Genomic DNA, 15,635 nt, shown 5'->3' on the forward strand with positions numbered 1-15,635 from the left:
CCGATCTCGGGAGCCGCGCGCCTGCCTCCGGCGGCGCGTCATAGCTGCCCCTCGACGTACTCGGCGGCGTGGTTGCGGAGCGCGATCTCCAGGCCGCGTCGGCCCGGGTCGCCCAGCTCTACGGCGTCGCGCCACGCCGCGATCGTCGCCCGGACCGCGGCGACCCGGCGCAGCGTCCGAGCCGGGTCTTGCCGCTGGATGTGCCCGGCGGTCGCCGTCTTGATTTCCTCGGCGTACAGGGCGACGTGGGGCAGCTTGTCAGCCGGGTCCCAGCCGGTGGGATACTCCTCGACCGACAGCAGCACCGGCGAGACGGCCGAGCCCTCGGCGTCCATCAGCGCCTCGTCGTGCTCAACCGGGTTGGGCACGACGGTGTCCCAGTTCGGTCCCACGCCCCACCGCCAGTGGTGGCCGCCGGGTTGCGGGGCCATGTTGCGCGGGCGGGATGCCTGCAAAGCCCACCACTCGTCGATGCCGAGGTGTCCCTCCAGCGCGTCGACCAGCTCGGCCATCTCGTCGGCGGACTGGCTGTCGGCACCGCCGGTCATCGGGAGGCATTTCGTTCGATCGCTGCTCGGACGCGCTCGTCGCGGTCCTGCGCCAGTAGATCGTAGGCGGTGATCGCGGGCCCGAACATCACGCCGGCGAGGGTGTCGGGTGTGAGCTGGCACCACGGCCGCCTGTCCAGCAGGCCCGTCAGGGCCTTCCAGAACTGCTCCCAGCCGTCCAGCTTCTCCCATGCCTCGTCGGCAGCAGTGACGGCAGCTTCTCTGGCACGGCGCACCTCTTCCGGCAGCTGGTCGTACGCCGCCCAGTCGTCTTCGTCGACGCCGTCCGGCATCGACGGGTACATGCCGGCCAGGTAGGCGCTGGGGAAGGCGTTGCCGGTGCTGTGCGAGGTGACGACCGGTTCGGTGTCGTTGGCGCGGAGCATGGCGGCGATGTCGTCCCAGCGCATGCCGCTGCGGTAGCCGGCGCCGCTCAGGCCGGCGTCGATGATGTCGGCGACCCATGCGCGGTGCTCGCCAGGGATGACGATGTGATGCCAGCCGTACAGCTTCGCGGCGAGCCGGATCGGGTCCGCGCCGGCTGCGAGTGCGGTGTTCAGCAGCACGTTGCCGGCGTTCACGTTCTCGCCGGCGACGTGGAAGGTCGTCTCGTGTGACGACACCGTGCCGAGCCGGAAGCGCAGCCCGTCGACGAGCCGGAGCAGGGACGTGGTGTCGTACCGGAAGGCCATCGGCGTACCGGGCCTCCAGTGCTTCGCCTGCTCGTCGAAGCGCGCGCGGTCCGCCTGCGCTTCCCGGAGGTTCCGATGCAGGTAGTTGGCGCCGTGTTCGCCGTCGGGGACCTCCGGGATCATCGCGAGGATCTTCGCGCACTGCGCGATGGAGTCCACTCCGACGTTGAGGTTCCACGCTGCCATCGCCGGCCCGGCGGCGAGGGTGCCGAGCCAGTGCCGCTCCGGCCCGGCGAGGGTGCTCTCCGCGCTGGGTGAGGTGAAGTAGAGGACGCTCATTCTGCGGCCTCGCCGGCCGTGGCGGCGGGCTGCACCCGCAGTTCCTGGATCGCCGCGGCGATCAGCGCGCGGGCCTTCTCTCCGTTGACGCGGGCGAGGTAGCCGTCGCCGTCAAATGCCCCGTCGACCAGTCCGGCGCGTACGAGCGCCTCGGAGAGTTCGAAGTCCCAGCCGCTGTTGCCGAATGGCCGCTTGCCGCTGAAGCCCTCACCTTCGCTCCACACCGCGGCGAGCAGTTCCACGAGGTAGTCACGGATAGTGGCGGCGTCGGTGTCGTTGTCCTGCATCGGGGTGTCGAGCACCTTGCGGGCGGTGGCCTGGTCGATGGTGGTCATGCGGGTCCTTCCGTTGGGGATGCGTTGCTAGTGCGGTGCGCCAGCTCTTCGTCGACGGCGACGAGCAGGCTGAGGGTCAGGGCCCCGGACTCGATCGGCGGTGCGGCTCCCTTCGGGCCGACCTGGTGCAGGGTGCCGGCGTCGCGGTGAGCGAGGACCCGCCGGAGGCCGCGGTGCAGGTTGAGCCGGATCGTTTCGAGGGTCGCGGTGGAAGCCCCGTCGAGGCTCACCGCCGGTCCCAGCGCGCTTCGCGCACCCGCCGTAGCCACGCCTCGATCGGGGCGGTGTCCGGCCGCTCGGGCAGCGGCGACTTGATCCGAGCCACGTTCCGCTCCGCCTTGGCGAGCAGGTCGCTCGCGATCTGGAGGTGTCCGCCGGCGACGGCGTCGCCGAAGTCGTGGTACCACTCCGGGCACTCCACGCGAACCGTCAGCGTGCCGGTGGCGTACAGGTCGAGGCCCTGCCGGGTGAGCCGGGCCAGGTGCCGGGCGTGCTTCGCGGTCCGCTTGCGGAGGTCGGCGGAGAACGAGCCGTCGCCGCGCTCCTTGAGCCGGTGGAACTGCTGGCGTGCGTAGCCGAGGTACGCGTCGCGAACGCGCGGCGCGGACAAGAACGCCGACCGCAGGTCGATCAGCTCCTGGCCCAGCTCCGTGCGGACCTCGTAGAGGTCATCGGGCAGCCACAGCAGCTCGAAGGCGGTCGGGTTCCCGCCGATGCACAGCATCGCGAACTTCCGCGCCTCGTGCAGCTGCCGATCGGGCTTTGTCGTGACGTGGGATTCGGCGGGCGGGGTCAGGCCATGCAAGGCCGCGGTCGGTACGGCGAACACGCCCAGGCGGTCGACGTCGGAGCCGGGCCGGGCCAGGCCGTAGGCGGTGGAGCCGACGATGCCGGATAGCAGGATGTGCACTCAGTCCCCCTGGTCAGATGTAGTCGAGGCGTCCTCGGTGTGCTGGTCGACCACGACGCCCTCGATGACGCGGCCGCGGTCGGCCGGCGGCGGTTCGGAGGGCGGGCCGGCCGGGGCGGCGCGCAGCGACAGGCCTGGATTGCCGCCGCACTCGTCCCGCCCGCGTCGCGTCGGGCCGAGGCGGTCGGTGCTGACGACGCGGCAGCACACTGTGCAGCTGGTGCAGCCGGCCACGATGCGCTCGCCGTCCGGTTCAGGCCGGTGGCTGGCGTGCACGGGGGTCACCCGGAAGGGCCGCTCGGGCGAGTTCATGCCGGCATGGCCTCGCCCTCGGCGATGAACGGCCCGGACTGAGCGTGCTCCATCAGGTGCCAGACGAGCCGGCCGAACGGCGCAGCGACCACGACCGCACCCACGTGCGTACCTGCCTCGTCGGGCATCGGCTGGCCGGTGCCGAAGACGCGGAACCTCCGGGCCAGCTGAGGCGCGCCCGAGAAGTGGAAGGCCCAGAACTCGACGACGTCGGCCCGTTGGGCGCCGACTTGAACAATCGCCCCGGACAGTGGGCGTGTGTGCCACTGGTCGTCGACCGGGACTTCGTATCGGAAGATCCGTCGCTCAGGCATGGGGCACGCCTCCTTGGTGGCTGCGGGTGAACGCCTCGATGGCGTCGAGGTGCTGGGGTCGCAGTCCGCGGCCGGTTCTCGGCCGGATCAGCAGCGCCTGCCCTCCGGCGGTCAGCTCGTCGTACAGCGGCCCGGCGGTGGGGGTCTCGTCGTCGTCGGTCCAGATCAGCGGCCGCCGCTCGGCGAGGACCTGCCGGACCGCGGCGAGTTTCGCGATCGACGCGGCGATGCCACGGACGTCGTCGTGGAACGCCCGGCCGAGCGGGGGGAGGCGGAACAGGCGTTCGAGCTGGTCGGCGTACGCGCACCAGGTCGAGCACCAGCGGATCTCCACCAGGCTGGCCCGGTGCAGCTCGTAGATGCGGGCGATCAGCTGCGGCGCCCACCGGATCTTGTGCTCGGTGGCGTTTTCGTAGGCGTAGCCCTTCCACGGGACGGCGTTCCAGCCGGGTCGGGAGGCGTTGATGACGCCGTCGACGTCGAGCAGCCACACGGGCGGTAGACCGGCCATCAGAACGGGGCCTCGCTGTCGAAGCCGGATCGGCGGCGGAAGCGGTTGAACTGCCACAGCCTGGTGATGCGCCAGACGACCCGGAACCGCAGGGCCTGGAGGCGAGTGGGGCGGCAGTACCGGCACCGGTCGCCGGAGTCACCACACGCCGGGCAGTCGGGCTCCTCCTTCGGTGGGCCGAGGCAGACTTCCGGGTTGCCCTCCTCGTCCCAGGTGCAGCACTCGGGCTCGAAGTGGATCACCGGGAGTCACCCTCTAAGGCAAACAGTGCGTGCGGTGCCCACGCCGACGTGGTGACGGTCTGCTCGATCACCTCTGCGTTGGCCGCCCGCCAGCCCGGCGATTCGGCACGCCGACGTCGGTGGTAGTCCACGCGCTTCTGCGCGGCTTGCAGCGGGTGGAGCAACTGATCCTCGACGTGGCCGTCGTCGAAGGTGATCCGCACGCCGTACTGGACGCGGGTCTCGGCCGGCAGGGTGGTCCATTCGGTGATGCCATCGCGGTGCCAGCCGCCGTGCCCGCTGGGCAGCTCGCACGCCAGCCGCAATTGCGCCGGCGATACCGGGCCGGCTGCGCCGCACCGGCCGAGGCTAGCCAGCAGGGCGCGTCCGTACGCTGTGAGCATCCGGTCGTCGGGCTGCGCGTGGCCGTTCTGCTCGGCCCATAAGCGGGCGGCGCGGAACGCGGCGACATCGTGGGCGCGGTCGGGGTCTAGCGGCGAGCTGTCCACCGGATCGATCCGGTCGAGGATGAGCAGCCGGTCCGCGAGGCCGTTCACCTCGACCTCGTACCGGCCGGGCGCGACGTTGGTCAGGCTGGCCCGTTCGGCGTAGGCGAGCTTCGCGACCGAGCAGGTTCCGGCACCGGTGCAGGTGCTCGGGTGGTCGATCGCCCAAGGGCCCCCGCGCAGTTCGATGATGTGGCGCGGGTGGGCGGCGGAGGGGATTCCGGTCACCGGCTTGTCCTCTGCTCTCGGGTGGCACGCCACCTGTCGGTGGCAGTCTTCGCCTGCGCCGGGGTGAGCCAGTGCAGGCACGGGTACGCGGCGATAACGCCGAGGCTTCGTCGCATCTGATCGACGGGATGGGCGCAGACCGGGCAGGCGGGGCGTGTCAATGCGACGGCTCCGGCTGGGCAGTCGGGGGCAGGGCGACGGTTGCGATCAGGATCGGGTGTGGCTGCCACGACAGGTGGGCGTGCAGAATCCGTCCCTGCGACGCGACGTCGGCGAGGTTGGTCGACTGCTGCACGTCGTTGATCCGGGCAACCAGCCGAACGGTGCGGTGCTCGCTGGCGAGATCGACCGTCACATGGTGGATCTCGTCCACGGTCGTCCAGGTGAACGTCTCAGCGAGCTGCGCTGCGCGGAACCCGGCCATCCGCTCGGCGACCTGCCGCGCCCACTCCGGGACGCGCGGGTCGTCTCGTTCACGGATGACATGGTTGGGCAGGGGCATGCCCCTGGCCGGCAGATTGGAAGCGACCCGGGCGGCGGTGGCGTCGAGCTTGGTGAGGGTGATCGGCCCTGCGTTGATGAGCGCCCGGGTACGTCGGTCGTGGTCGGCGGCAGTCCACGTCCTCGCGAGTTGAATCAGGGCTTCCTCGCGGCTCGGCGGGCGGTTGGGAATCACGGCGCTTGCTCCTTGATCAATCCTTTGGTTAACGGGTGCCGCCTCTGCAGCGGTGGCGGATGCTGAGACGCTGGTGCGGCGGTCATCGCCTCCGTCGCCGTTCTCGCCGAGGTGGCCGGTTCGGATTGACTGGGGGCGGGCATGCTGGTTCCCACCGGGCGCCCACGCGCCGCCAGAGGCACTGTCCGGCGGCGCGGGCCTGCGCGACGGTCCAGCGGGAGCCGTCGGCCATCGTTGCGTCCTCGTAGGTAATGGCCCCGTCCCTAGAGAGCGCGACGAGGCGTCCGCAGCGGCACCGGCCGCCGGTGAGCAGCTTGCGGGCGAGCGCGTCGGCGGCTTCGGCCGGGCCGGGCTGGTCTTCGACGAAGAGCCGCACGCCGCGGTACTGGACGTGTGCGTACCAGCCGGCCTGGTCTACGGGGACGTCGTCGTGCAGGTAGCCGAGTTCGAACTGCCGGCCGCCGGCCCGGGCGATCAGGTCGGTGCAGGCCAGCACGATCTGGTACTGGGTGGGGCCGAGTTCCCTCATGCCGCCGCCCGGATCCGGGGGTCGGCGAGGAATCCGCTGACCAGCCATTCGGCGCGGCGGCGGACCTCGCCGACCTTCAGGTGCTCGACGAGGCTGCGCCGGCCGAGCTTGGCCAGGGAGTCCGCGCACTCGTTGAGCAGGTGCCCGCTGTGGCCCCGGACCCAGGTCGCGTGCAGGTTGCCGGGGTGGGCGGCGACGAGGCGGGCGAGGCGGGTGAGCATCGGGGTGTGCTTCTGGGAGCCGAGGTATCCGGCCGGCATGCGCAGTTCTCCCTTGGTCCAGCTGCGCAGGTAGCCGATGGCCACCTTGGAGTCGAGCATGATCGTTACTCGCCGGTGGGGCAGTTCCTCCTTGACGGCGTGGTAGACGGCGCGCAGCTCGGCGACGACGGGGATGTCGCGGCCGATGAGCACCGCGGGCTGCGGGCACCAGCCGGTGCCCCACCGGCCGTCGGTGGACAGCCATCCGAAGCCGGTGCGGTAGGAGTTACGCAGACGGGCGTCGCTGGATCCGTCGGTGGCGAACACGAGTGGCACGCCGGCCGGCGCCGCGACCCGCCCTACCACCAGATAGCTCACGACGGCTCTCCTGTCTCCGCGTCGCCGTCGGCCCGCTCGGCGAGGGCGACGCCGTTGGCGGTGAGCGCGGCAGCGACGGCCCGGGCGGTGTCCGGGCCGCCGAAGTCGAGGGCGGCGGCCAGGGCGCGGATCAGCGCGCCGACGGGCATGGTGCGCGAGTGCGGGTCGGGGTGGCAGTCGAAGTCGACGGCGGTGCCGCCGTAGGCCGGGCCGCGGAAGAAGTGCCCGGCGACGGTGAGGGCCTGGTCCCCGGGCCACGGCGGGATGATGGCGGCCAGCCAGGCGCGGACTTCGTCGGCCAGATCCTTGTCGGTGGCCTCGGTGCGCTGGAGGTGGGTGGCGGCTTCGTCGGCCCGACCGCGCCGGTACGCGTTGACAACCAGCGCGGTCGGGATGCCGTCGAAGGTGCGGTGCAGGGCCAGCACCGCGCGGTCGGCGGCAGCGAACAGCTCCGGGGGGACGTCGCGGGCGTACCCGTCGCCGGTGGGTGTGGGCGCCATGGTTAGAAGTCCCCTTCGGCGACCTGGAAGACGGTCAGGCCGTGCGCGCGCCACATCTGGACGACGCGCTGCCGGTCGTCGAACACGCCGATGACGCGGTACTTCTCGCGAACCTCGCGGTCGAAGATCTCCGCTTTGACGATCGCGTCGTCGCGCTTGTCGCCGACCTCGCGCATGAACAGGCCCAGGTACGGGACCTGCACGTGCTCGGCGATCCAGTGGGCGGTGGCGTCGAAGGCGGTGTGATCGCGGCCGGAGCAGAAGACGACTCCGTAGCCGGCGGCGTGCATGGCCCGGACGGCGAGGATGACCGGCTCGTTCGGCAGGTCCTCGCCGACGCGGGTCATGTCGTAGGGGCTGCGGCCGAATACCGGCCGCAGGGCGACGGTGCCGTCGATGTCGACCAGCACCACGGGCGGGGCGCCCGGTACCGGCACGTACGGCTCCCACGACGGCAGGGTCTTGAGCTTCGGCATGGGCAGCCGGCCCTTGTGCTGTGCCAGGTATCTCTGGTGGGTGTTGCGGAGGAACTCCTCGCCGACGCGTTCGCGTCCCGTGCGCTGCGCGTCTCGGGCGATGCAGGTTTCGAGCGGCACCATGAGGAACTCGTCGCGCAGCTCGAAGTCGGCGCCGGTGCGGACGGCGATTTCGATCCACGTCTTGACGTAGTCGGCGGCGAGGTTCATGTCGTCGACGACCACGTCAACGCCGGCGCGGAGTAGGTGCTCGACCTGAGCCTGCTGCGCGATGGTGACCTGTTCCTCGGCGGCCTTGTCGTAGGTGCGGCTGCCGTGGAGCTGGTCGCGAATCTCGTCGCGGTTGCAGCGTGCGACGAATCGGCCCTGCTCGACCGCTTCGGCTTGGAGGTGGCGGGCAAAGGTTGTTTTGCCGGAGGCGGGCAGGCCCCGGGTCGCGGTCAACCGTGGCCGCCGGGTCATTGGTCGTCTCCCGTGGGGTGGTGCACTCTGCTGGCCTTTCGTCGCTGGGTCCGGGCGCGGGTCGCTTGGTCGTAGGCGGCGGGGTTGAGGGCCTGCCTGACGGTCTCGCTGCTCCAGCCGGTGATCGCTCGGATCTGCGCCGAGGTCAAGCCGTTGGCTCGTGCCCGCTGGACCGCCGTGGTGCGTGCTGCCCGCCTCGTCTGTTCGGCCGCGGCGCGGGCCCGCTGGATGCGCTCACCTGCGGCCGCGTAGTCGCGGGCGGCGGCGAGCAGGAGTTCCTGCTCCCTCTGGAAGTCGGTCATGTCCGCCTCAGTGTCGCCCAAGCCAGGCTTGCAATGCAAGGAAATGAACGATAGCTTCGCGGAAGTTCCCACTAATCGCCGCTTACATTCGAGCATGATGCCAGGCGAGCGGCCTTACCGAGAACATCGGAGGCACGGTGAGCCACCACGAGACCGTCAGCACAGCGACCGCCGCTCCCAGCGGCCCGACGCTGCGCCCGACCAGGGAGCGGATCACGCTGCTCCAGGACGTCGATCACGGCCAGGTCGTGTTCTCCACCTGGAGCAACACCGCGCTGAACCTCGCCACCCTGCCGGGCCGACCCGTGCTCCGCGAGACCGCCGAGATGCGGCAAGCCGGGTGGATCGACGTAGACCTCAGCGAGGGGGCAGACACCCTCGGCTCGTACCCCTACGCCCTGACCGACGCCGGCCGCGCCATCCTCGAAAACGGCGTCAAGTGACGACGCCGATCTTTCCGATCACCGCACCCACGGCCCCGGAGAAGGCCCACCCGACGTTCTGCGCCTGCCGCCGCTGCACCGACAAGTTGCTGGCCCGCCTCGCCCGGCCGCTGGTGACACCGGCTCCGCTGACGGACCCGGCTCTGACCCGACCGCCAGCGCCCGAAGAAGCCGACCGTGAGCGATGACCCGAACAGCGAGCGCGTCTACAACCCCGACGGCTGGGGCTGCGGGTTCCTGATAGCCGTCGTGGCCCTCACCCTGCTTCTCCTCCTCGCGGTGCCCGCTGTGGCCGCCGCCCTGACCTGAACCGCCCCTACCGAGAGGAATCGTCGTGCGGATACGCGACTACGGCACCCACCATCCCGAGTCCGAAGCGCTCCTCGCCATCGGCGCAGGAGACGAGGACACCGCCACCCAGGTGCTCGGCGACATGTCCGGTGGCGAGCTGGCGAAGCTCGTCCGCGACGGACGCCAGCTGGTTGACCTGGCCCGTCAGGAGGCGCAGAACCGTGGCTGACCACACCCCGACGGCCACGCCGCCCGACGCAGCGATGGAGGGCTGAGCGATGCCAGTCCGCAGGAACATCGTCCGGGGTCTGGTCCACCGCGTCGTGGGCATCCACGTCTGGAACGGACTCACCGGCGAGCCCGTAACCATCCCCCGCCAGATGCGGAAACGCGTCGTGGATGCCGCCGACCAGCTCTACGACGAGGTGATCCGCCGTATCGACTGGAAGCGGATCCACATCGAGGCGAACAGCCGGCATCTGCAGCTACACGAGTTCCGCGGCGAGGGGCCGTGCGCCGAGTGCATCCAGCAGGCGCTGCTGTACGACGAGGCAGGGTTAGGCCTCAGCCGCCTACACCGCTGGACCGAGATGCCCACCATCCCGGAACGCAAGACTTGCCCGGACTGGGCTGCGGTGTTCGCCGACGCGCTGCGTTGGCGCCGGTCGGACGACAGGACGCCGACGCCCGGCGTGCCAGCACCCGGCAGCCGACCGCCGTGCGAGTTCGACGACTGCGACGGCGACGAGCTGCCAGCGGTCGCGGTGGTGCCGCTGACGAGCACCGGCATGACCGTGCCGTACCGGTGGGCGCTGTCCTGCGCGGCGTGCCTGCCGGACTGGCAACGCTCCAACCCCGACGCGCAGCCCATCGCGCTCGCACCCTCACCCACCACCACCCGGGGAGAAGCATGATCACCGTCTACGGCGCCAGTGACGACCTCATCGAGATCGACGGCGACATCAGCGAGGAGTTCGGCTACCACAACGAGGACAAGGGCGACCTGCTCGCGTTCTCCGACGGCACGGTCCTGCGGATCGTCTTCACCGACGCCGCGATCTGGCGCATCACCACCGTGGCACGCGGCTCGGCCGAGCTGACCATCGAGCAGGCCCCCGAGGACGACGAGAGCAACTACACCGACCGGGCGACGCTGATCGGCGCGGTCTGGGTGGTTCACGGGCTCGCCCTCGCCCGCTGATCGCCGACCTGGTCGTCACCGTCGCGCCGGAACCAGCTCGCCCGGCGCGTGCGGCGGCTACCCGGCCGCGCAGCCTCTTTCTTCAAGGACGGAGACAGCCCCTTTGAACCAGTCCGCCCCCACCTACTCGGTCGCGCGCAGGGATCGGGTCCGTGCCGACCAGGTCCCGCAGGTCCTCGACGCGATGCGTTGCGCGACTGAGCTGATAGTCGCCCACGGCCTCTATCTGTCCGACATCTCGATAACGCCTGCCCGGCCCAAGACGCGTCGTTTTGACAACGAGGCCGCCGAGTGGCTGCCGGCCCTGTCGGAGATCCACGCGACACTGCCCCATGCGCCTGGCGAGTTGCTGCGCTGGCTCGACCTGTTCCAAGCAGAGCCTGTGCGGGCACTCAAGGTTAAGTCGGAGACCCTGTTCCGGGTGCGCGTGCGCCGGTACGGCTACGAATGGCGGTTGTCGTCGTCCGTAGCCGCGCCCGGTCAGGGCCCACGCCTGCCGGGCCTACGGCCGCGGTGGAAGTCGCACCCGGGCTCACCGCCGCGGGCGTGGATCAGCCGAGCTGAGCTTCGTACCGCCCTGGCCAGCCTCGGCGTGCTTCGGCGAGAGCCGGGCGCAGAAGAACTGGTACCGCTCCAACTCCCGGATCGATCATGACGCCCCAGCGGTGGCCGGTGGTGTGTGCCACCGGCCACCGGCCTCAACACCTCGCCCCTGACGCCCGCTCGTGGGTCAGGGGCGAGCTCATGCGCGTGGCCGTGAAGCTCCGCGAGGAGCACGGAACCCAGATCGGCGTCTCCGGCATGGCCCTGGGCGTCGACACCTGGTGGGCCCAAGCGGTGCTCGCCGCCGGGATGGAGCTGTGGGCATACGTGCCGTTCCCTCAGCAGCCCGCGAAGTGGCAGCCGGCCGACCAGGAGGAGTGGCGGCGTCTGCGGGCGCTCGCCAGCCGGGTCCGCGAGTTCGGTCCGCGCTACGACGTGCGGCTGCTGCATGCCCGCAACGACGGGATGCTCCTGGACGCGAAGGCCGTCACCGCGGTCTGGCTGCCCGGCAAGAAGGACGGCGGCACCTACTCCGCTGTGAGGAAAGCCGGCCGGCTACGCCTCCCGGTGATCCACCTCGACCCGCGGCGGCTGCGCACGAGCCTGCCAAACACCGAACCGGCTGCGGGAGCTGATCGCGGCGTAAGGCCGGATTACTCGGGGGACGCGCCGACATCGTCGGCGGAACGGACACGCTCGGATGCTTCCAGCAGCGCGGCCACGTCCTGCGGGTGGCAGATCCTCCCAGCCGGCGGTGACTTGTAGCGGATGACGTACCGCACGCCCTCGATCGAAACGGGCGACTTCAGCCACCGGTCGACCGCGTGTCGACTGACCGGGCGGTGCGGGGTGCTGAACAGCTCGGCGACCTCGGCGACGGTCAGCCACGCCGCGTCGTTGTCGGGGCCGAGCGCCAGGCGGCTGCGCAGGTCCCCGCCATCGCTCATCCTCGCCCCTTGATCGCCTCGTGTTTGCGCCGATCGTAACGGTCGGTCGGCTAGGTGGCGATCACCAGCCGCAGTCGGTCGGAAAGACGTCACCCGTCGGTCGGTCTGTCGGTCTGTCGGTCGGTGGGGGGTGGGCGCGGCCGACCGACCGCGTCGCCGGCTCGGCAAGCTGCTCGCCGCCGCCGGTCGCCTGATCGACGGCCAGGCCGACCGACAGCCGACCGACCCGGTCGCCCCGGTCGGCGCGGTCGACCGCGCCGACCGACCGCCGGTCGACCGACCGAACCGAGGCGACCGACCCACGCGGCAGCCGACCGACCGCACCGACCGACCGCCGGGCCCGGGGCCGACACCGGCAGACGGGCGACCGACCGGCCGTCGGTCCGCGCCGCCGCGGCCCGCCCGGCCCAAGCAGGAGGCCACCCGCCGCAAGGACCGCTCCCCGACGCAGCTCGGCACCGGGGCGCGCATCGGCCTGGTCGTCGTGGCCGTGCTGATGGCGGTGGTCGTCGCCGCGCCGGTCGCTCTGTCCGCCCAGGACCTCATCGACTGGGCGGCCTCGCCCACCGGCCTCGGTCTGGACCGCTTTTGGGCCGCGGCGGTGTTCATCGCCCTGGACGCCGCCGCCGCGGTGTGCGTTCTGCTGATGGTCTACTGCGCCGTCCGAGGCGAGCCCGCAGGGGCGTTTGGCCTGTTCGTGTGGGTGTTCGCCGGGACCAGTGCCTTCGCCAACTACCGACACGGCAGCCGCGTCGGGGCGCCGGACGACGCCTGGTGGTTCTTTCCGCTGATGTCGATCCTCGGCCCCGCGCTGATGGAGCTGGTGCTACGACGGGTCCGCACGTGGGTGCAGCGCGACGACAACCGGCGCAGCCGCACCCTCCCCTCGTACGGGTGGCGGCGGTGGATGCCGGGCATCGGTTCGTTCCGGGACACCTTCGGCGCGTGCCGCACGGCGATTCTGCTGGGTATCGACACCGTTGACCTGTCGATCGACTGGTACCACTACCTGTGCCCTGACGGGTCGCTGCGGATCGTCCGCGCCATGCGCAAGCTCGACATCACCGCCGAGCAGCTCCCCCGCGAGGTCGACCCGAGCAGCCCTGACGAGCTCGGTCGGCTCCTGCCGCCCCCTGGCGTCGAGCGAGTCGACGACTCGACCGACCGAGGCGGTCACCGCTACCCGTGGCCGACCGACCCGTCGACGGCTAGGGACGCCGACCGACTCAACGTCGATCGACGTGCCGACCGACGGACGGACGAGCCGACCGACCGACGGACCGACCGACCCGACGAGCCCGCACCGACGGACCCCCGACCGACGGCTGCGCCTTCGAACAGCGGACCGACCCCGACCGACCACCCGTCGACCGACCGACCGACCACCACCAACCGCGCATCGACCGACCGGACGGACTCGACCGCCGACGGGCAGTCGGGCAAGGCCGTGCACAACACGGCGTCGATCCAAAACGCCGCGATCCTGCGGACCAGGTACGGCCGCGAGGTGCCGCCCCTGGCAACCGTCCGGGGCGACCTGAAGTGGTCCTACGAGCGGGCGAAGAACGCGATCGCCGCATACAAGGACCGAGCCGACGTCGCCTCCGACAGCGCCGCTGAGCCAGCTCCGGCGGGGGCGTGACCGATGACCGGACCGCGTCGGCGGCGGCTCCCGAGCAAGGCCGCGCGCGGCCTGCGCGTGGCCGCCGTCGACAACGGCCCGGACGGCCAGGGCGCATATCGGATGTCGCATGTCGGCAGCCGACATCACCACCACCCAACCACGTGTGAGCAGCGAAAACACGGCAACAGCCGCCCGTGAAGTCGGCATGTCGGTACCACATCCGACATCCCACGAGGAGGAAGGAGGGACACGATGGACACCGAGACCGAAGCGGCAGAGAACACCCCGGGAAGCGCCAGTGAGACGGCCGGCTTCCCCGATCCGGCCTCCTGGATGCCCGATCCCGATGTCGTTCCGGACGTCCCGGACCTGTCCATGTGGGTGCCCGCCGGCTCAGACCCCGAGCTGGACGTGGAGGAGCCGCGCGAGGGCATCGGGGCTCTCATCGCCGGCGCCGGTCTCCTGACCGCCCTGATCGCCGGTCTGGGCGTCTTCAACGTCTGGGGCGGTGTCGGCCTAGCTGCGGCAGCCGGCACCGCAGGAGCGGGCGCGGTGTTCGGGCCCGTCGCGCTCGCCGACTACAAGCGGCGGTTGAAGAACGGCCCCCGCCGAGGACAGCAAGGCCGCAACGGCTGGTCGCTGCGCCGTCCTGCCGCCGGTCGCAATGCCATGTCGACCAAGCGAAACGGGCGGACGGGCCGCCTGTTCTCGGCCAGGCGTGGCCAGGCTGCGGCTCGCCGCGCAGCCACCTCGGGCGGGGCGGGGAGAAAGTCGACCGCCGGTCGGTCAGGGTCTGCGCTACCCAAGGGCGGTCGGTTGACGTCGGTCGGTCGGAAGTCGACCGGCGCGGCCCGGTCGGTCGGTGCGGTCAGTCGACCGACTCGTGCCGGTGCTGGTCGGTCGACCGGCGGCGCGCGTTCACTGCCCATCGTCGGCGGTCTGCGCGAGCGACTGCGCCGTCGCCGTGAGCCGATGCGCGCCGCACGGCAGCAGCACCGCGTCAGTCAGCTCCGCAAGCGGTTGCAGGAGCGAGCCGCCCGAGCCGACGCCCGACGGCAGCGACGGCGCAGCCGCTGGGCCAGCGTCGGCCGCGGCCTCGGCCGTGGTCTGGCCGCCGTCACCGTCCGGCCTGCCCGCTGGGCTGGACGGCAGGTCCGCCGCCCTATCGTCGCTGCGTGGCGGCGCAGCCGGTCGTCCCGCCTCGCGCGCATCCTGCGCGTCGTCGGTCTCGGCACGCTGCTGTCGATGGCGCTGTCGTCGCTCGCCCGGTCGATCGGCGACGTGCTGCGCAGCATCCCCGGCTGGATGTGGGCTCCGGACACCGAAGAGCAGAAGGCCGCGAAGGCTGCCCTCCGGGAAGCCCAGCGGTGCGAGGCCGCCCGCCCAGATCAGCAGGGGAATCACTCCGTACATCTGCATGATCGCGACGACAGTGAGCCATGCCCCGGAAGCCGCCCCGGTTGCCCCCATGTAGAGGCGGGCTACGTCGGCGAACTTCTCGCCGGCGGCGCTGAGGACGCCGGCGAACGTGGCGACCACGCCGACGAAGACGGTGACGAGCGCCAGGCCCCACGTCGGGTACTGGCCGACGTTGCGGACGGTCTCGATACCAGAGCCGAGCGCGGCCACGACGAGCGCGCCGAAGAGGGGATGCAGGAATGCCCGATTGCGCCAAGGCCGGCCGAGCCACGTCAGCGGCTTGACCTTGATGGGCCGCTGCTTGGCCGGCGCCCTGCCGGTCTGGGTGGTCATCGCTGCATCCCTTCCTCGCCGTCCCGGGTGGGTGGGCGGTGTCAGACGTTCGCGGACTCTTCGGCGGGCCGCGGGTTCTCGTGTCGCTGGATGTCGGCGTCCTGGACCTCTCGCCAGGTGGCGTAGACGTCGTCGCCCTCGTCACCCATGGCGGTCAGGCTGTTGGCGACGTCGCCGACGTAGTCGCAGACCTCCGCCTCGACGAAGGTGTCGCCGTCGAGCTTCTGACCGAACGCGGCGACGATCTCGCCGATCTCGCGGAAGGCGTCGCCCATCGTGCTGAGAAGGTGGTCGGTGTCGGGGACGCCTTCGCCGGGGCCGGGCATCTCCCAGCTGCCGAGCTGGTCGCGGAACGTGTCGACGATGGCATCCCACAGGGGGTGCAGTGCGGTGCCGTCGGCCATGAGGTGTCCTTTCACAGGGCGAGGGGTGGGTACGGCCGGGGCGTCGAAGCG

General features: G+C 71.3%; 26 protein-coding genes. 8 read left to right on the top strand and 18 right to left on the bottom strand.

The features are described 5' to 3' along the window. Window positions 1-38 precede the first annotated feature (38 nt). From ABD52_RS11285 to ABD52_RS11360, 16 genes are all read right to left on the bottom strand, one after another. On the bottom strand, window positions 39-548 hold the full coding sequence (locus ABD52_RS11285; protein ID WP_047891749.1) for a DUF6221 family protein: 510 nt from the start codon (window positions 546-548) through the stop codon (window positions 39-41). Further along, on the bottom strand, window positions 545-1,519 hold the full coding sequence (locus ABD52_RS11290; RefSeq protein WP_047891750.1) for a hypothetical protein: 975 nt from the start codon (window positions 1,517-1,519) through the stop codon (window positions 545-547). Before ABD52_RS11290 ends, ABD52_RS11285 begins: the two co-directional genes overlap by 4 nt. Next, entirely contained in the window at window positions 1,516-1,854 is a 339-nt protein-coding gene (locus ABD52_RS11295; protein ID WP_047891751.1) for a hypothetical protein, read from the bottom strand. The genes ABD52_RS11290 and ABD52_RS11295 overlap by 4 nt, the downstream gene beginning before the upstream one ends. Then, window positions 1,851-2,084 carry a hypothetical protein gene (locus ABD52_RS11300; protein ID WP_047891752.1) on the bottom strand — a complete coding sequence of 78 codons (234 nt, stop codon included), beginning with the start codon at window positions 2,082-2,084 and terminating at the stop codon, window positions 1,851-1,853. Before ABD52_RS11300 ends, ABD52_RS11295 begins: the two co-directional genes overlap by 4 nt. Then, window positions 2,081-2,764 (bottom strand): nucleotidyltransferase domain-containing protein, encoded by a 684-nt coding sequence (locus tag ABD52_RS11305; RefSeq protein ID WP_047891753.1) that lies wholly within the window; start codon window positions 2,762-2,764, stop codon window positions 2,081-2,083. The genes ABD52_RS11300 and ABD52_RS11305 overlap by 4 nt, the downstream gene beginning before the upstream one ends. Then, on the bottom strand, window positions 2,765-3,076 hold the full coding sequence (locus tag ABD52_RS11310; RefSeq protein WP_047891754.1) for a hypothetical protein: 312 nt from the start codon (window positions 3,074-3,076) through the stop codon (window positions 2,765-2,767). Beyond that, window positions 3,073-3,390, bottom strand: coding sequence for a hypothetical protein (locus tag ABD52_RS11315; protein ID WP_047891755.1), 318 nt, complete (start codon window positions 3,388-3,390; stop codon window positions 3,073-3,075). The genes ABD52_RS11310 and ABD52_RS11315 overlap by 4 nt, the downstream gene beginning before the upstream one ends. Further along, complete coding sequence (locus ABD52_RS11320) at window positions 3,383-3,901, bottom strand: hypothetical protein (protein ID WP_047891756.1); 519 nt, start codon at window positions 3,899-3,901, stop codon at window positions 3,383-3,385. The genes ABD52_RS11315 and ABD52_RS11320 overlap by 8 nt, the downstream gene beginning before the upstream one ends. Beyond that, window positions 3,901-4,143, bottom strand: a complete 243-nt coding sequence (locus ABD52_RS39765; RefSeq protein ID WP_047891757.1) for a hypothetical protein — start codon at window positions 4,141-4,143, stop codon at window positions 3,901-3,903. Before ABD52_RS39765 ends, ABD52_RS11320 begins: the two co-directional genes overlap by 1 nt. Beyond that, on the bottom strand, window positions 4,140-4,856 hold the full coding sequence (locus ABD52_RS11330; RefSeq protein WP_047891758.1) for a hypothetical protein: 717 nt from the start codon (window positions 4,854-4,856) through the stop codon (window positions 4,140-4,142). The genes ABD52_RS39765 and ABD52_RS11330 overlap by 4 nt, the downstream gene beginning before the upstream one ends. 157 nt (window positions 4,857-5,013) lie before the next feature. Then, window positions 5,014-5,532, bottom strand: a complete 519-nt coding sequence (locus tag ABD52_RS11335; protein ID WP_047891759.1) for a hypothetical protein — start codon at window positions 5,530-5,532, stop codon at window positions 5,014-5,016. A gap of 82 nt (window positions 5,533-5,614) precedes the next feature. Further along, window positions 5,615-6,061: a hypothetical protein gene (locus ABD52_RS11340; RefSeq protein ID WP_047891760.1), complete on the bottom strand. Its 447-nt coding sequence runs from the start codon at window positions 6,059-6,061 to the stop codon at window positions 5,615-5,617. Further along, window positions 6,058-6,639: an RNase H family protein gene (locus ABD52_RS11345; RefSeq protein WP_047891761.1), complete on the bottom strand. Its 582-nt coding sequence runs from the start codon at window positions 6,637-6,639 to the stop codon at window positions 6,058-6,060. Before ABD52_RS11345 ends, ABD52_RS11340 begins: the two co-directional genes overlap by 4 nt. Further along, entirely contained in the window at window positions 6,636-7,139 is a 504-nt protein-coding gene (locus ABD52_RS39770) for a hypothetical protein (RefSeq protein WP_047891762.1), read from the bottom strand. Before ABD52_RS39770 ends, ABD52_RS11345 begins: the two co-directional genes overlap by 4 nt. A 2-nt stretch (window positions 7,140-7,141) precedes the next feature. Next, the gene (locus tag ABD52_RS11355) at window positions 7,142-8,077 is read right to left on the bottom strand and encodes an AAA family ATPase (protein ID WP_047891763.1); all 936 of its coding nucleotides are present in this window, start codon (window positions 8,075-8,077) and stop codon (window positions 7,142-7,144) included. After that, window positions 8,074-8,379, bottom strand: coding sequence for a hypothetical protein (locus tag ABD52_RS11360; RefSeq protein ID WP_047891764.1), 306 nt, complete (start codon window positions 8,377-8,379; stop codon window positions 8,074-8,076). The genes ABD52_RS11355 and ABD52_RS11360 overlap by 4 nt, the downstream gene beginning before the upstream one ends. A gap of 137 nt (window positions 8,380-8,516) precedes the next feature. Here ABD52_RS11360 and ABD52_RS11365 point away from each other — a divergent pair, with 137 nt between their 5' ends. The 8 genes from ABD52_RS11365 (at window position 8,517) to ABD52_RS11400 (ending at window position 13,446) form a co-directional block, all read left to right on the top strand. Further along, entirely contained in the window at window positions 8,517-8,822 is a 306-nt protein-coding gene (locus ABD52_RS11365) for a hypothetical protein (RefSeq protein WP_047891765.1), read from the top strand. A gap of 177 nt (window positions 8,823-8,999) precedes the next feature. Then, on the top strand, window positions 9,000-9,131 hold the full coding sequence (locus ABD52_RS41400) for a hypothetical protein (protein ID WP_255352844.1): 132 nt from the start codon (window positions 9,000-9,002) through the stop codon (window positions 9,129-9,131). Window positions 9,132-9,156: 25 nt separating this feature from the next. After that, the gene (locus tag ABD52_RS11375) at window positions 9,157-9,342 is read left to right on the top strand and encodes a hypothetical protein (RefSeq protein WP_047891767.1); all 186 of its coding nucleotides are present in this window, start codon (window positions 9,157-9,159) and stop codon (window positions 9,340-9,342) included. Window positions 9,343-9,391: 49 nt separating this feature from the next. Next, window positions 9,392-10,027 (top strand): hypothetical protein, encoded by a 636-nt coding sequence (locus ABD52_RS11380; RefSeq protein ID WP_047891768.1) that lies wholly within the window; start codon window positions 9,392-9,394, stop codon window positions 10,025-10,027. After that, window positions 10,024-10,314, top strand: a complete 291-nt coding sequence (locus tag ABD52_RS11385) for a hypothetical protein (RefSeq protein WP_047891769.1) — start codon at window positions 10,024-10,026, stop codon at window positions 10,312-10,314. The genes ABD52_RS11380 and ABD52_RS11385 overlap by 4 nt, the downstream gene beginning before the upstream one ends. 103 nt (window positions 10,315-10,417) lie before the next feature. Further along, on the top strand, window positions 10,418-10,969 hold the full coding sequence (locus tag ABD52_RS11390; protein ID WP_047891770.1) for a hypothetical protein: 552 nt from the start codon (window positions 10,418-10,420) through the stop codon (window positions 10,967-10,969). A gap of 89 nt (window positions 10,970-11,058) precedes the next feature. Continuing rightward, window positions 11,059-11,622, top strand: coding sequence for a DUF1273 domain-containing protein (locus tag ABD52_RS11395; RefSeq protein WP_152748233.1), 564 nt, complete (start codon window positions 11,059-11,061; stop codon window positions 11,620-11,622). A gap of 312 nt (window positions 11,623-11,934) precedes the next feature. Then, window positions 11,935-13,446, top strand: coding sequence for a hypothetical protein (locus tag ABD52_RS11400; protein WP_047891771.1), 1,512 nt, complete (start codon window positions 11,935-11,937; stop codon window positions 13,444-13,446). 900 nt (window positions 13,447-14,346) lie between these two features. Here ABD52_RS11400 and ABD52_RS11405 read toward each other — a convergent pair. Both ABD52_RS11405 and ABD52_RS11410 read right to left on the bottom strand, forming a co-directional pair. Next, the gene (locus tag ABD52_RS11405) at window positions 14,347-15,180 is read right to left on the bottom strand and encodes a hypothetical protein (RefSeq protein WP_047891772.1); all 834 of its coding nucleotides are present in this window, start codon (window positions 15,178-15,180) and stop codon (window positions 14,347-14,349) included. A gap of 41 nt (window positions 15,181-15,221) precedes the next feature. Continuing rightward, a complete protein-coding gene (locus ABD52_RS11410) occupies window positions 15,222-15,584 on the bottom strand; it encodes a hypothetical protein (protein ID WP_047891773.1) in 363 nt (120 codons plus the stop codon). Window positions 15,585-15,635: the final 51 nt, after the last annotated feature.

This window comes from Micromonospora sp. RV43 (assembly GCF_001029515.1).
In the GTDB taxonomy this organism is placed as follows: Bacteria; Actinomycetota; Actinomycetes; order Mycobacteriales; family Micromonosporaceae; genus Micromonospora; species Micromonospora aurantiaca.